This is a genomic window from Sulfitobacter sp. PM12, assembly GCF_045586035.1.
GTDB classification, from domain to species: domain Bacteria; phylum Pseudomonadota; class Alphaproteobacteria; order Rhodobacterales; family Rhodobacteraceae; genus Sulfitobacter; species Sulfitobacter pontiacus.
The window spans coordinates 1,350,611-1,364,477 of the sequence record NZ_CP151529.1; the positions used below are offsets into that span (position 1 = coordinate 1,350,611).

Genomic DNA, 13,867 nt, shown 5'->3' on the forward strand with positions numbered 1-13,867 from the left:
ACACGCGTGCCTCGGTCTTGGGAGGAAGTAGAGACGCGGGTAGCGCGAAAGCGGGGGAGTTGACGGTATGAATATTCTACGCAGGCTGGCTTTGGCCGTGGCTCTGATGATTGCCGCGATATCGCCTCTGCGCGCCGACCCACAGGCGGTTCAGATGTTGAATGCCATGCGCGCGCAGCAGGGGGTGGCCCCGCTGTCCTATGCACCACGGCTAGAGGCCGCCGCACGGGCACATGCGCTGGATATGGCGCGGCACGGATATTTCGCGCACACGGGGCGCGATGGGGCTGGTGTCGGCGATCGGGTGCGGGCGCAGGGCTATCGCTGGTGCTATGTGGCCGAGAATCTTGCCAAGGGGCAGGGGGATCTGACGCAGGTCATGCGGGGATGGGCGCAATCGGCGCCGCATTACCGCAATATGATGAGCCGGAATGCCACGGGTTTTGGCCTGTTTCAGGGGCCGGACCGGATTTGGGCAATGGTTCTGGCCGCACCCTGTTAGGATGGGCCCGAAGCCGTCTCGCAAGGCGCGCCTGCGGGACGCGCCGCGGGGAGTTTAAAGGCAAAATGAAGGAGGCTGGCGTCAGCCTCGGCGCACCCCGTTGACCCAGACGTCGCTGATGGCGCGGTCGTCGCCCATCATGATTGTGGCGAAAAGCTGATCCCATATGCTGTGCGCATTGTCGCTGCGCTGCTTGATCGCGGGGGTGGAGGCGAGGTCGAGCACGGTGATGTCGGCCTCGAAGCCTTCGGCGAGTGTGCCGATCTTTTCGTGCAGATGCAGGCTGCGGGCAGAGCCGGCGGTGGCAAGCCACATCAACTGCGCCGCATGGGTGGGGGTGCCGCGCAACTGGCCGATCTCATAGGCCGCAGCCATTGTGCGCAGCATCGAGAAGGACGATCCGCCGCCGGTGTCCGTGGCCAAGCCAATCGGAATCTGGCGCGCGGCGATATGCGCCATGTCGAACAGTCCCGATCCGATGAAGGTGTTCGAGGTAGGACAATGCACCACCGATGCGCCGCTGTCGGCAAGGCGGTCGATCTCGCGCGGGGTTAGGTGGATGGCGTGGCCAAAGACGGCGCGATCGCGCACCAGCCCGTGTTCCTCGTAGGTGTCCAGATAATCGCGGGCGTGGGGTACAAGGTCTTGGACCCAAGCAATCTCGTCGATCTGCTCGCTCAGGTGCGTCTGCATCAGGCAGTCGGGGCGCTCCGTCCAGAGCGCACCCAGGGCCGCGAGTTGTTCCGGCGTCGAGGTCGGCGTGAAACGGGGCGTTATCGCATAGGTGGCGCGGCCTTTGCCGTGCCAGCGGTCGATCAGCATCTTGCTGTCGTCATAGGCCGATTGCGCCGTATCGCGCAGCCCGTCGGGGGCGTTGCGGTCCATACAGGTCTTGCCCGCCACGATCCGCTGACCACGCTCTGCTGCCGCGTCGAATATCGCGTCGACGCTGGTGGGGGCGATGGTGGCGAAAGAGCAGACGGTGGTTGTGCCGTTGGCCAGCGTCAGATCCAGATAGCGCCCGGCGATGTCGCGGGCATAGGCGGGGTCTGACAGGCGCATTTCCTCGGGGAAGGTATAGCTGTTGAGCCAGTCGATCAGCCGTTTGCCCCAGCTCGCGATGATGGCGGTCTGCGGATAATGCACATGGGCGTCCACAAACCCCGGGCAGATCAGCCGGTCGCCATAGTCCTGCACCCTTGCCTGCGGGTGCGCCTTGCGCAGGTCGTCGGCGCGGCCCACGGCCTTGATTTGCGCGCCTTCAATCAGCACGCCACCGTCGCTGTCGATATGAACCGTCTCCTCCCACGGGTCAGAGAGGGGATTGCCCGTAAACCGGAGCGTTTGGCCGAGGAGGAGTGTTTGTGTTTTCATGCCGCCTGTCTAACCGCAGCCCGCCGTGCCGACAATCCGATAGCGCAGGGTTCCGCGCCATTGTATCCGCGCTGTGGCACGCTTATGGTCTGCGCAAAATCGCAAGTGGGGGCAGCCATGGTTGACGACGCACAGGAACTTGAACTCTCCCCCGACGCCGAGGATGAAGGCGAGGCATATCGGCTGAACAAAAAGGCCGTGGCGTCCATTCTTTATGCGGTGGAAATCGATGACGCCGCCAAGCTGACAGAGCTGATGGAGCCGCTGCACGCGGCCGACATCGCCGACCTTCTGGAACAGATCAGCGCCTTTGAACGGACCAAGCTGATCCGGCTCTATGACCGCGAGTTCGATGGCGAGATTCTGTCGGAGCTCGACGAATCGATCCGCGAGGAAGTCGTTGCGATTCTGACGCCCGAGGTGCTGTCGGACGCCGTGCGCGACATGGACAGCGATGATGTTGTCGACCTCATCGAAGACCTTGAGGATGCGCAGGCCGAGACCATTCTGGGGGCCCTGGAAGACGCGGACCGGGTCGCTGTCGAACAGGCGCTGACCTATCCCGAATATTCCGCTGGTCGTTTGATGCAGCGCGAAGTCGTGATGGCCCCCGAACACTGGACCGTGGGCGAGGCGATTGATCACCTGCGCGCCACGCCCGAGGAAGACCTGCCGGACCAGTTCTATCACATTGTCATGGTCGATCCGCGGTTGCACCCTGTGGGCAATGTCACTCTTGGCAAGCTGATGCGGTCCAAACGCGCCACCCCCATGCGCGACATTCTGGAGGATACGTTTCAGGTCATTCCCGCCCTGCGAGACGAGGGCGATGTCGCCTATGCGTTCAACCAGTATCACCTGATCTCTGCGCCCGTCGTCGATGACGAGGGGCGTTTGATCGGGGTGATCACCATTGATGATGCCATGTCGGTGCTGGACGAGGAACACGAAGAAGACATCCTGCGTCTGGCCGGTGTTGGCGAAGGGTCGCTGTCTGACCGTGTGATCGAGACGACCAAGCAGCGGTTGCCCTGGCTGGCGGTGAACCTGGTGACGGCCATCGCGGCCTCCATGGTGATTTCGCAGTTCGAGGCGGCGATCGCGCAGATCGTGGCGTTGGCGGTGTTGATGCCCATCGTGGCCTCCATGGGCGGGAATGCCGGTACGCAAAGTCTGACCGTGGCCGTGCGCGCCATCGCGACCCGGGATTTGACCGGATCGAACGTCTGGCGCGTGATCCGGCGTGAATGTCTTGTGGGGCTGGTGAACGGCCTGATTTTCGCGATCATCATGGGGATCGTCGGCATCCTGTGGTTCGGGTCACCCGCGCTTGGCTATGTGATCGCGACGGCGATGGTGATCAATATGGTCGTGGCTGGGCTTGCGGGGACGGGCATCCCGATCCTGCTGGAACGTTTTGGCGTGGATCCGGCCCTTGCCTCTGGTGCTTTTGTGACGACGGTGACGGATGTCGTGGGCTTCTTCGCCTTTCTGGGGCTGGCGGCGGCGGTTCTGCTGTGATGGATATGGCGGCGGTCAAGGCGGCAGCGCGCAAGGCGGCCTTTGCCCGCCGCAAGCCGCTGTTTGATGGCGCCAACGCTGCGCAAGCCGGCTATCTGAGCGAAGTGCTCGCGGGGTATCGCGGCGTCCCGCTATCCGGTTTTTTACCCATACGCACAGAGATTGACCCGCGCCCCGCCATGGCCGAGGCGGCGGCCCACGGCCCCGTGGGCGTGCCGGTGATCATGGGCGCAGCGCAGCCTTTGCGGTTTTCGCGCTGGACCCCGGATACCCCGTTGGTGGACGGTGCCTTTGGCGCTCAGATCCCCGCGGTCGAGGATTTCTTTGACCCGGAAATCGTGATCGTACCCCTGCTGGCGTTCAACCGCGCTGGTGGGCGGCTGGGGTATGGCGGCGGGTTTTATGACCGCACGCTGGAACAGCTGCGTGAGCGGCGGGCGACCTTGGCGATCGGTTTTGCCTTTGCGGGCCAAGAGGTTGACGATCTGCCGCTTGAACCCACCGACCAGCCGCTTGATCTGATCGTGACAGAGACGGGCGTGATCGAAATCGCCTAGGCGCGCCCGCACCCCGCGCGCAAAAACCGCAGCTCCGCCCCTTGCCCTCGGGCGCTGCGCAGCCTAACGCTTGGGGCATGAAAATACTCTTCCTCGGCGATGTCATGGGCCGCGCGGGCCGCCGCGCAATCAACGAAAACCTTCCCCGTCTGCGGACGGAATGGAAGCTGGATTTTGTGGTGGTGAACGGTGAAAACGCCACCTCTGGCATGGGGCTGTCTGGCAGCCACGCCAAAACGCTGCTGGACGCAGGGGCCGATTGTCTGACCCTGGGCGACCACGCCTTTGACCAAAAAGACATGCTGAGCTTTATCGAGCAGGAGCCGCGTGTCATCCGGCCGCTGAACTTTTCGAAAAACGCACCGGGCAAGGGCGCGCGCCTGTTCACCGCCAAGAACGGGCGCAAGGTGCTGGTCACCCAGGCGCTTGGTCAGGTCTTTATGAAACGCCCCTTTGACGATCCGTTCTCGGCGCTTGAGCCTGTGCTCAAGACCCACCCTCTGGGCGGCATGGCATCGGCGGTGATTGTCGATATGCACTGCGAGGCGACCTCGGAAAAGATGGCGATGGGGCATTGGTGTGATGGCCGCGCAAGCCTTGTTGTGGGCACGCATACCCATGTGCCCACGTCTGACGCGATGATCCTGCCGGGCGGGACGGCCTATCTGACAGATGCAGGCATGAGCGGCGATTACCATTCGGTGATCGGGATGGAGAAAACAGAGCCTTTGCGCCGCTTCATCACCGGCATGCCCAAAGACCGCTTCACCCCCGCCAACGAAGAAGCGACCCTATCCGGCGTCTATATCGAAACCGACGACCGCACCGGCAAGGCGACCCGTATCGTGCCCGTGCGTCAGGGCGGCAAGCTGCAGCAAAGCGCGCCCTGACCGCGTTTTGGCTGGCTCGCTTTAGACCCGTATCCGGAATAGCGCAGGGCTGGCGCATCTGACGCTTGCCCCAAGGCGACGCTTGCCGTGGACGTTGCAATCAACGACACTGCAGTTTGATTTTCATCTGCTCAAGGCCGGATATACCTGAATGGACTTTCTAAACCTGTCGGATAGCACCTCTGCCATCCTGGCATTGACCGTCGTTGTGATCATGTTCGTCATGTTCCTGCGCGAATCCCTCCCGACCGAGGTCGTGGCCCTGTCAGGGGCGGCCATCATGCTGGCGCTTGGCATCTTACCCTATGACGATGCGCAGGCGGTGCTGCAGAACTCTGCCCCCTGGACCATTGCCGCGATGTTCATCGTGATGGGCGCGCTGGTGCGCACGGGCGCGCTGGATGTGCTGACGCGCATGGCCGAACGCTATGCCAAGACGCATCCGAAAACGGCGGTAGTGGGCGTGATCGTGGCCGTCATGGCGGCCTCGGCGGTGATGAACAACACGCCCGTGGTGGTGGTGATGATTCCGGTCGTGGTGCAGCTCAGCCAGACGCTTGGCACCAAAGCCTCCAAACTGCTGATCCCGCTGAGCTATGCGGCGATCATGGGCGGCTCCCTGACATTGATCGGGACCTCGACCAACCTTCTGGTGGACGGTGTCGCACGGTCGCAAGGGCTAGAACCCTTTGGCATTTTCGAAATCCTGCCTATCGGTCTGGTCGTCTGCGCCTGGGGCCTGATCTATATGGCCGTCTTCGCCCCCAAACTACTGCCCGCGCGCGACAGTATGGCGAATATGCTGTCCGACCGCTCCAAGATGAAGTTCTTCACCGAAGCCGTGATCCCGCCCGACTCCAACCTGATCGGGCGCGAGGTGCTTGACGTGCAGCTGTTCAAACGCGAAGGCGTGCGGCTGATCGACGTGGTGCGCGGCGATCAATCGTTGCGCCGCGATCTGGCCAGTGTCGAACTGCGGGTCGGCGACCGTGTGGTTCTGCGGACCCAGATGACGGAACTGCTGAGCCTTCAGGCGAATAAAGAGCTCAAGCGCGTCGATCAGGTGTCGGCGGTGGAAACCTCGACCGTAGAGGTGCTGATCACGCCGGGCTGCAAGATGGTGGGCCGCACCCTCGGCGCGCTGCGTCTGCGCCGGCGCTATGGGGTGTACCCTTTGGCGGTACACCGGCGGAACCAGAACATCGGTCGCCAGCTTGACGACCTCATCGTCAAGGTCGGTGACACGCTGCTGCTAGAAGGCGCGATGGAGGATATCCAGCGCCTTGCCTCGGATATGGATATGGTCGACGTCTCGCAGCCGTCGGCACGGGCCTTCCGGCGGGGGCATGCCCCGATCGCCATCGCGGCGCTGGTGGGGATCGTGGTCTTGGCCGCGCTGAACGTCGCGCCGATCTTGCTGCTGGCGGTGCTGGCCGTGGCGCTGGTCCTGGTGACGGGCTGTATCGACGCGGAAGAGGCCTTCAGCTTTGTCGATGGCCGTCTGCTGGCGCTGATCTTCTCGATGCTTGCGGTCGGGGCAGGGTTGCAAAATTCCGGCGCGATCAGCCTGATCGTTGACAATATCGCACCCTTCCTCGGCACGCTGTCGCCTTTCTATGTGATCTTCGCGGTGTTCCTGCTGACCACAACCCTGACAGAGATTGTGTCGAACAACGCGGTGGCGGTGATCATGACACCGATTGCCATCAGCCTCGGGGCCGCACTTGGCATGGACCCGCGCCCCCTGGTGGTCGCGGTGATGATCGCGGCGTCTTGCGCCTTTGCCACCCCCATCGGCTACCAGACCAACACGCTGGTCTATGGGCCGGGCGGCTACCGTTTCACCGACTTCATGCGCATCGGCATTCCGCTCAACCTGTCGATGTCGCTGCTCGTCTCCATGATGATCCCGCTCTTCTGGTAGCGCCGGACCCGCGCTTCCAAATGGCAAAAATCCCGGGGGTCCGGGGGCTGGCCCCCGGCTCCTTCCCCTGGCTCTGCCTCTAAAGCGGCCAGAAGACCAGAATAGCCGGAATGGACACTGCGACGACGATGATCTCAAGCGGCAGGCCCATGCGCCAGTAATCGCCAAAGCTATAGCCCCCGGGACCAAGGATCAGCGTGTTGTTCTTATGCCCGATGGGCGTCAGGAACGCGCTCGATGCGGCGACGGCGACCGCCATCAGGAACGGGTCGGGAGAGACATCAAGGCTTGCCGCCATCTGGATGCCCACGGGGGCGGCGACGATGGTGGTGGCGGTGTTGTTCAGCACATCCGACAGGGTCATGGTGACCAGCATCAGCACCGTCAGCACCACCCATGCGGGCAGCCCTTGGGTCAATCCGACAAGCGCGCCGGCAATCAGCTCCGTCCCGCCAGAGCTTTCGAGCGCCGCCCCCAGCGGGATCATCGACCCCAGCAAGACGACGACCGGCCATTCGATATGGGTATAAAGCTCCGACAGCGGGACGATCCGCGCCAGCACATAGGCGATGACGACCAGTCCCAGGGCGACGGGCAGGTAGATCAACCCAAAGCTTGCCGCCGTGACCGCGCCGCCAAACAGGCCGATGGCCAGCCAGACCTTGTGGTTTTCGGTCACTGCCAACCCGCGGTCAGCAAGGGGCAGCACGCCCAGCCATTCGACCACATGGGACGCGGTATCGCGCGGCACGAGCAGCAGCAGAATATCCCCCACCTGCAGCTCGGTCTTACGCAATTGCGAGGTGATGCGTTTGCCGCGCCGCGATACCCCCAGCAGCACGGAGCGCTGCCGCCACGACAGGCCGACCGCCTGAGCCGACCGGCCGTTCAGTCGGGAATCGCTGGTGACCACGACCTCGATGATCTCAACCCCTTCGCCATCGGCGCGCAGGCGGTCTTCGCGGTCGGCGTCGGCGACATGCAGGTCTAGCGTGCTGCGAAATTCGTCCAGCGCGTCGGGTGTTGCCTCAAGCACCAGCGCGTCGCCTGCGCGCAGGGGCAGGTTGCGTGACTGGCCGTAGCGACGCTTGCCGTCACGGATCACCCCCAGCATGGCGACATCGGCCTTCTCGGCAGCGTCCTGAAGCTCTGCCAGACGTTTACCGATCTGGGCATTGCCTTCGGGGATCGTCAGCTCTGCCAGATAGGGGGACAGGTCTTCGGGGCCCAGCACGTTGTTTTCGCGCTGCGGGATAAAACGCCAGCCGATCAGCGCGACAAAGGCCAGCCCCGCCGCCGCTGCAACCCCGCCGACAGGGGCGAAATCGAACATGCGAAACGGTTCGCCAAGGGATTCCTGTCGGATCGAGGCGATGATGATATTGGGCGGCGTCCCGATGAGCGTCGCCATGCCGCCAAGGATCGTGGCAAAGCTCAGCGGCATCAGGCTCAACCCCGGGGATCGTCCGGCTTTGCGGGCGGTCTGGATGTCGACCGGCATCAGCAGCGCGAGGGCCGCGACGTTGTTCATGAAGGCTGACAGCACCCCGCCGATAACCCCCATCAGCGTGATATGCCCGCCAAGGCTACGCGAGGCATCGACCAGCGTGCGGGTGATCAGCAACACCGCGCCAGACCGCGTCAGCCCCGCCGATACGATCAGCACCAGCGCGACCACCAGCGTCGCAGGGTGACCAAAGCCCGCAAAGGCATCCTTGCTGTCGACCACACCCAGGACCACGGCAACCATCAGCGCGGCAAAGGCGACAAGGTCATAGCGGAACCGCCCCCACAAGAGCATGCCAAACACGGCGGCAAACAGGGTGAACAGGATGATTTGATCGGTGGTCATGAGCGTACCTTGCGTGAACTGCGACCAAAGCCCTAGCAGCCGCCCGCGCGCCTGTCTGCCCCAAACCCGGCCATACCGCCCGCGTGCGCGGTCGTGCGCGGTGACTTGTTCAGGCGCGTGGGCTGCCGTATAGAGAGCCAACCGAGAATTTTAGCATGTGAGGTCACCATGGCAGGTCACTCAAAATGGGCAAATATCCAGCACCGTAAGGGCCGTCAGGACAAACTGCGCGCCAAGGTGTTTTCCAAGCTCTCCAAAGAAATCACCATCGCGGCGAAGATGGGCGAACCCGATCCGGACAAGAACCCGCGTCTGCGTCTGGCGGTGAAAGAGGCCAAGGGTCAGTCCATGCCCAAGGACAACATCGAACGCGCGATCAAGAAAGCCGTCGGCGGCGAGGGCGAGGATTACGAAGAAATCCGCTATGAAGGCTACGGCCCCAATGGTGTTGCCGTCATCGTCGAGGCGATGACCGACAACCGCAACCGCACCGCATCGACCGTGCGGTCCACCTTCACCAAGAACGGTGGCAATCTGGGCGAGACAGGCAGCGTCGGCTTCATGTTCGACCGTAAGGGCGAAATCACCTATCCCGCCAGCGTTGGCGATGCCGACACCGTCATGATGGCCGCCATCGAAGCCGGTGCGGAAGACGTCGAAAGCTCGGATGACGGGCATGTGATCTGGTGCATGGATACCGACCTGAACGATGTCAGCACCGCGCTTGAGGCCGAGTTGGGCGAATCCGACAGCACCAAGCTGGTCTGGCGTCCGACCACCACGACCGAGATGGATCTGGAAGGGATGGAAAAGCTGATGAAGCTGATCGACGCCCTGGAAGACGACGACGACGTGCAGCGGGTCACCGCGAACTTCGAAGCCTCTGACGAGGTGATGGAGCAGCTGTAACATTTACGCCCCGCCAGCGACCCATGTCGCGGCGGGGCTTTGCTTTGGCGGGGGCGGGTGTGTCACACCTCCGCGAGACACAAAAAAACCGCCCCTGGCTTAGCTGCGGGGCGGTTTTTTTGTGTCAGCGTTTGGGGCCGAATTTATCCCAAAAGGCGCGCCATGCGAAAAAGACCACCCCAGGCCGGTTTGGTCGTGGTGTCGCGCACGCGCTGCTGCGAGATAGAGGCGAGGACGCGTTTGACCTCGTTCAGGTGCCCCAAGGCCTTTGATCCGCCTGCGCTTGCCTGAACGCTCAGGATCTTGGACTGTGTGTGCAGGGCTGCTTCGATAAGCGCCAATTCATCTTGGCTGATTTCCAGCTTCTGTTTGTCGTCGAACATGACATTATTCCTTGGTTGTATGCGGGTCAGATAGGCGCTGTATCTGTGGTTCGCTAGTAGTAACGGGCCCAATCACGCAAATGTTTCGCGGCCGCAACAATAAAGTTGGGGTTGCAGGGGATGAAAATTTATTTTTGGGTGGGGTCCGGCGGTGCATCTTGCCCGAGACCGGCCCAGATTCCCGACGGAGCTTTTGACATATGACCGCCTTCTTTCCCGGCTTTGCCTTGGGCTTGACCTTGATTCTGGCCATCGGCGCGCAGAACGCCTTTGTCTTGCGCCAAGGCTTGCGGTTGCAGCATGTCTTTTGGGTCTGCCTGACCTGCGCCTTGTCGGATGCGGTGCTGATCGCCGCAGGGGTGGCGGGGTTCGGTGCGCTGGCCACGGCGGTGCCGTGGTTCGAAACGTTGATGCGCTACGGCGGGGCGGCGTTCCTGATCTGGTACGGCTTCCAGAACGCGCGATCGGCTTGGCAGGGCGGACATGCGCTGGCCGCTGACGGGGCCGCGCAAACCAGCCTGCGCCGCACGATCCTGACCCTGCTGGCGCTGACCTGGCTGAACCCGCATGTCTATCTTGATACCGTCGTGCTGCTGGGGTCCATCGCCGCGCAATATGACAGCCGCCTTGCCTTCGGGGCAGGTGCGGTCACGGCGAGCTTTGTTTTCTTTTTCAGCCTGGGCTATGGCGCGCGCCTGTTGGGGCCGTTTTTCAGCAAGCCGCGCAGCTGGCAAATTCTGGATGGTGTGATTGCGCTGACCATGTGGGCGATTGCTTTGAAACTTCTGCTGATGTGACCTTGCCCTTGGGGAAGGGTTGGGGAATGTTGCGCCCATGACAACTGCACATCCCCAACGCCCCGTCACCGGTATCTTCTGGATGGTCGTGACCGGCCTGTGTTTCATTTGCGTGACCGCCTTGGTCAAACATATGGGCCCGCGCCTGCCGTCCTCCGAAGCTGCTTTTATCCGTTATGGCTTTGGCTTGGTGTTCCTGCTGCCCGCGATTGGCGCGCTGCGCGAGGCGAAGCTGTCGCGCCGCCAATGGGCGCTGTTTTCGGTACGCGGCGGGCTGCATGGGGTGGGCGTTATCCTGTGGTTCTACGCCATGACCCGTATCTCTATCGCCGAGGTGACGGCGATGAACTATCTTGCGCCGATCTATGTCACCATCGGGGCCGCGCTGTTTCTGGGCGAGAGCTTGGCCCTGCGCCGGATCATTGCGGTCGTGCTGGGGCTGGTCGGGGCCGCGATCATCCTGCGACCCGGGTTTCGAGAGCTGACCGGCGGGCATTTCGCGATGCTGATCGCGGCGGTGGTGTTTGGCGGGGCCTATTTGCTGGCCAAAGTGCTTGCGGATGAGGTGCGCCCGTCAGTCGTCGTCGCGATGATGTCGCTGTTCGTGACGCTGTTTCTGGCCCCCTTCGCGCTTGCCAACTGGATCACCCCCACGTGGGAGGAGATCGGAATCCTCGCCGCTGTCGCGTGTTTTGCAACCGCAGGCCACTACACCATGACGCTGGCTTTTGCCGCAGCACCGCTGACGGTGACCCAACCGGTGACCTTCCTGCAACTGGTCTGGGCCACGGCGCTAGGTGCTGTCGTTTTTGCTGAACCCATTGATATCTGGGTCGTTCTCGGCGGGGCGGTGATCCTGGGGTCGGTGACCTTTATCACATGGCGCGAGGCGATGCTGAAACGCCAGATCACCCCCGCCACGCCGGCGACGAAATTCTAGCGACGCCGCCGGCTGGAAGGTGACTAAACCCTGAGTTGATCCGCTCTCAGGTTTTTATTGACTTGTCAGTCAATGAACGTAGGTTTGATGGCCAGACGCTATCAAACCACTAAGGATTCTTTATGCCCAAAGTCGGAATGGAGCCTATTCGCCGCGACGCCTTGGTCAAAGCGACGATTGCTGAAATCGGTGCTGCCCAGTCACTGGATGTGACGGTCGGCCAGATCGCGCGCCGCGCGGGGATGTCCTCGGCGCTGGCGCATCACTATTTTGGCGGCAAGGATCAGATCTTTCTGGCGGCCATGCGCTATATCCTGACGGAATACAGCGCCGAGGTCCGCCGCGAGCTGCGTCTGAACAAATCCCCGCTGGGACGGGCCGAGGCGATCATCCGCGCGAGCTTTGACGAAAGCTATTTCGATCCGGCAACGGTCAGCGCCTGGATGACGCTCTATGCCTCCTCGCGGACCAATACCGAAACCTACCGTTTGCTGGTGGTGTATCAAAAGCGGCTGCGGTCGAACCTGACCTATGCGCTGCGCCCGATCTCGGATGATCCGGCAGGGGATGCCGATACGCTGGCCGCCCTGATCGATGGGCTTTACCTGCGTGCCGCCTTGTCGGACGAGGGCAGCGCCCGCGCCGCCAGTGATCGCGCCCTGTCGGTGCTTCATATGCTTGTGGGGACCAAAGAATGACCCAGCCCAATATCCTGATCCTGATGGTCGACCAGTTGAACGGCACGCTGTTTCCCGACGGTCCCGCCGACTGGCTGCATGCCCCGAACCTCAAAAAGCTGGCGGCGCGGTCGACGCGGTTCAAGAACGCCTATACCGCCAGCCCGCTGTGCGCGCCGGGGCGGGCGGCGTTCATGTCGGGGCAACTTCCGTCGGCCACGGGCGTCTATGACAACGCGGCAGAGTTCGCGTCGAGCGTGCCCACCTACGCCCACCATCTGCGGCGTGCGGGCTATCAGACCTGCCTGTCGGGCAAGATGCATTTCGTCGGCCCCGATCAGTTGCACGGGTTCGAGGAACGCCTGACCACCGATATCTACCCCGCCGATTTCGGCTGGACGCCGGACTATCGCAAGCCGGGGGAACGGATTGACTGGTGGTATCACAATATGGGGTCGGTGACCGGCGCAGGTGTGGCGGAAACCAGCAACCAGATGGAATATGACGACGCCGTGGCCTATGAGGCGACGCGCAAGATTTACGACCTGTCGCGCGGTTTGGATCCGCGCCCGTGGTGTCTGACCGCCAGCTTTACGCACCCCCATGACCCCTATGTCGCGCGCAAGAAATACTGGGATCTGTACAACGATTGCGACCACCTGCTGCCCGAGGTGCCGGATCTGGGGTATGAAAATCAGGACAACCATTCGAAACGTATCTTTGACGCGAACGATTGGCGCAGTTTTGACATCACCGAAGACGATATCAGACGTTCGCGTCAGGCTTACTTTGCCAACATCAGCTATCTTGACGACAAGATCGGTGAGATCCTGCAAACGCTAGAGGATACGCGCCAAGAGGCGATTGTCATCTTCTGCTCGGATCACGGCGATATGCTGGGCGAGCGGGGGCTCTGGTTCAAGATGAGCTTTTTCGAAGGGTCGTCCCGCGTGCCGATGATGATCGCCGCCCCGCAGATGGCACCCGGTTTGCAGACCACGCCGGTCAGCAATATCGACGTGTGCCCGACCGTCTGTGATCTGGCAGGCGTGTCCATGGACGAGGTGATGGAATGGACCACGGGGCAATCGCTGGTGCCCATGGGGCAGGGGGTGGAACGCACCGAACCCGTTGCGATGGAATACGCGGCAGAGGCGTCTTATGCGCCGATGGTCTCACTGCGCTACGGCAAGTGGAAGTTCAACCGCTGCGCGCTTGACCCAGACCAACTGTTCGATCTGGAAACCGATCCGCACGAGCTGACCAACCTTGCCGAAGAACCTGCCCATCAGGGCACGCGGCTGACCCTGTCGGCCAAGGCCGACGCCCGTTGGGATCTGGCCGCCTTCGATGCCGATGTCCGCAAAAGCCAGGCCCGCCGTTGGGTCGTCTACGAGGCGCTGCGCAAGGGCGGGTACTATCCGTGGGATCACCAGCCGCTGCGCAATGCGTCAGAGCAATACATGCGCAACCACATGGATCTGAACGTGCTGGAAGAGAACAAACGTTTTCCGCGCGGCGAATAGAACGACTGCCCAAGG

At 62.4% G+C, this 13,867-nt stretch carries 13 protein-coding genes; 10 read left to right on the forward strand and 3 right to left on the reverse strand.

Annotated elements, in window-relative coordinates; genetic code table 11:
• Positions 1-67 precede the first annotated feature (67 nt).
• Positions 68-502, forward strand: coding sequence for a CAP domain-containing protein (locus AADW22_RS06420; protein WP_407474509.1), 435 nt, complete (start codon positions 68-70; stop codon positions 500-502).
• 81 nt (positions 503-583) lie between these two features.
• Here AADW22_RS06420 and guaD read toward each other — a convergent pair whose 3' ends face one another.
• The gene (guaD, locus tag AADW22_RS06425) at positions 584-1,876 is read right to left on the reverse strand and encodes a guanine deaminase (RefSeq protein ID WP_407474510.1); all 1,293 of its coding nucleotides are present in this window, start codon (positions 1,874-1,876) and stop codon (positions 584-586) included.
• A 117-nt stretch (positions 1,877-1,993) separates the two neighbouring features.
• Here guaD and mgtE point away from each other — a divergent pair, with 117 nt between their 5' ends.
• The 4 genes from mgtE to AADW22_RS06445 all read left to right on the forward strand — a co-directional run bounded on the left by mgtE (position 1,994) and on the right by AADW22_RS06445 (position 6,768).
• Complete coding sequence (gene mgtE / locus AADW22_RS06430; protein ID WP_005852296.1) at positions 1,994-3,397, forward strand: magnesium transporter; 1,404 nt, start codon at positions 1,994-1,996, stop codon at positions 3,395-3,397.
• The gene (locus tag AADW22_RS06435; protein WP_407474582.1) at positions 3,397-3,954 is read left to right on the forward strand and encodes a 5-formyltetrahydrofolate cyclo-ligase; all 558 of its coding nucleotides are present in this window, start codon (positions 3,397-3,399) and stop codon (positions 3,952-3,954) included. The genes mgtE and AADW22_RS06435 overlap by 1 nt, the downstream gene beginning before the upstream one ends.
• Positions 3,955-4,031: 77 nt before the next feature.
• A complete protein-coding gene (locus tag AADW22_RS06440; protein WP_289081893.1) occupies positions 4,032-4,844 on the forward strand; it encodes a TIGR00282 family metallophosphoesterase in 813 nt (270 codons plus the stop codon).
• A gap of 151 nt (positions 4,845-4,995) precedes the next feature.
• Complete coding sequence (locus AADW22_RS06445) at positions 4,996-6,768, forward strand: SLC13 family permease (RefSeq protein WP_243251596.1); 1,773 nt, start codon at positions 4,996-4,998, stop codon at positions 6,766-6,768.
• Between the two features lie 79 nt (positions 6,769-6,847).
• On the opposite strand, the gene AADW22_RS06450 is transcribed toward AADW22_RS06445, so the two are convergent.
• Positions 6,848-8,620: an SLC13 family permease gene (locus AADW22_RS06450; RefSeq protein ID WP_407474511.1), complete on the reverse strand. Its 1,773-nt coding sequence runs from the start codon at positions 8,618-8,620 to the stop codon at positions 6,848-6,850.
• Between the two features lie 168 nt (positions 8,621-8,788).
• On the opposite strand from AADW22_RS06450, the gene AADW22_RS06455 reads away from it, so the two are divergent.
• On the forward strand, positions 8,789-9,529 hold the full coding sequence (locus tag AADW22_RS06455) for a YebC/PmpR family DNA-binding transcriptional regulator (RefSeq protein ID WP_005852303.1): 741 nt from the start codon (positions 8,789-8,791) through the stop codon (positions 9,527-9,529).
• A 143-nt stretch (positions 9,530-9,672) separates the two neighbouring features.
• Here the strand turns inward: AADW22_RS06455 and AADW22_RS06460 are convergent, their stop codons facing one another.
• A complete protein-coding gene (locus AADW22_RS06460; RefSeq protein WP_009826495.1) occupies positions 9,673-9,912 on the reverse strand; it encodes a hypothetical protein in 240 nt (79 codons plus the stop codon).
• Positions 9,913-10,112: 200 nt separating this feature from the next.
• Here AADW22_RS06460 and AADW22_RS06465 point away from each other — a divergent pair, with 200 nt between their 5' ends.
• The 4 genes from AADW22_RS06465 (at position 10,113) to betC (ending at position 13,852) form a co-directional block, all read left to right on the forward strand.
• On the forward strand, positions 10,113-10,709 hold the full coding sequence (locus AADW22_RS06465) for a LysE/ArgO family amino acid transporter (protein ID WP_009826496.1): 597 nt from the start codon (positions 10,113-10,115) through the stop codon (positions 10,707-10,709).
• A 37-nt stretch (positions 10,710-10,746) separates the two neighbouring features.
• Entirely contained in the window at positions 10,747-11,649 is a 903-nt protein-coding gene (locus AADW22_RS06470; protein WP_005852306.1) for a DMT family transporter, read from the forward strand.
• Positions 11,650-11,771: 122 nt separating this feature from the next.
• Positions 11,772-12,347, forward strand: coding sequence for a choline-responsive transcriptional repressor BetI (betI, locus tag AADW22_RS06475; RefSeq protein ID WP_074635535.1), 576 nt, complete (start codon positions 11,772-11,774; stop codon positions 12,345-12,347).
• Positions 12,344-13,852, forward strand: coding sequence for a choline-sulfatase (gene betC, locus AADW22_RS06480; protein WP_342579693.1), 1,509 nt, complete (start codon positions 12,344-12,346; stop codon positions 13,850-13,852). The genes betI and betC overlap by 4 nt, the downstream gene beginning before the upstream one ends.
• The last annotated feature ends 15 nt before the right edge of the window (positions 13,853-13,867 follow it).

What these genes read in the sequence shown, in the direction of transcription:
- AADW22_RS06420 (WP_407474509.1), top strand. Translation starts at nt 68, where the DNA reads ATGAATATTCTACGCAGGCTGGCTTTGGCCGTGGCTCTGATGATTGCC.
- guaD (WP_407474510.1), bottom strand. Translation starts at nt 1,876, where the DNA reads ATGAAAACACAAACACTCCTCCTCGGCCAAACGCTCCGGTTTACGGGC.
- mgtE (WP_005852296.1), top strand. Translation starts at nt 1,994, where the DNA reads ATGGTTGACGACGCACAGGAACTTGAACTCTCCCCCGACGCCGAGGAT.
- AADW22_RS06435 (WP_407474582.1), top strand. Translation starts at nt 3,397, where the DNA reads ATGGATATGGCGGCGGTCAAGGCGGCAGCGCGCAAGGCGGCCTTTGCC.
- AADW22_RS06440 (WP_289081893.1), top strand. Translation starts at nt 4,032, where the DNA reads ATGAAAATACTCTTCCTCGGCGATGTCATGGGCCGCGCGGGCCGCCGC.
- AADW22_RS06445 (WP_243251596.1), top strand. Translation starts at nt 4,996, where the DNA reads ATGGACTTTCTAAACCTGTCGGATAGCACCTCTGCCATCCTGGCATTG.
- AADW22_RS06450 (WP_407474511.1), bottom strand. Translation starts at nt 8,620, where the DNA reads ATGACCACCGATCAAATCATCCTGTTCACCCTGTTTGCCGCCGTGTTT.
- AADW22_RS06455 (WP_005852303.1), top strand. Translation starts at nt 8,789, where the DNA reads ATGGCAGGTCACTCAAAATGGGCAAATATCCAGCACCGTAAGGGCCGT.
- AADW22_RS06460 (WP_009826495.1), bottom strand. Translation starts at nt 9,912, where the DNA reads ATGTTCGACGACAAACAGAAGCTGGAAATCAGCCAAGATGAATTGGCG.
- AADW22_RS06465 (WP_009826496.1), top strand. Translation starts at nt 10,113, where the DNA reads ATGACCGCCTTCTTTCCCGGCTTTGCCTTGGGCTTGACCTTGATTCTG.
- AADW22_RS06470 (WP_005852306.1), top strand. Translation starts at nt 10,747, where the DNA reads ATGACAACTGCACATCCCCAACGCCCCGTCACCGGTATCTTCTGGATG.
- betI (WP_074635535.1), top strand. Translation starts at nt 11,772, where the DNA reads ATGCCCAAAGTCGGAATGGAGCCTATTCGCCGCGACGCCTTGGTCAAA.
- betC (WP_342579693.1), top strand. Translation starts at nt 12,344, where the DNA reads ATGACCCAGCCCAATATCCTGATCCTGATGGTCGACCAGTTGAACGGC.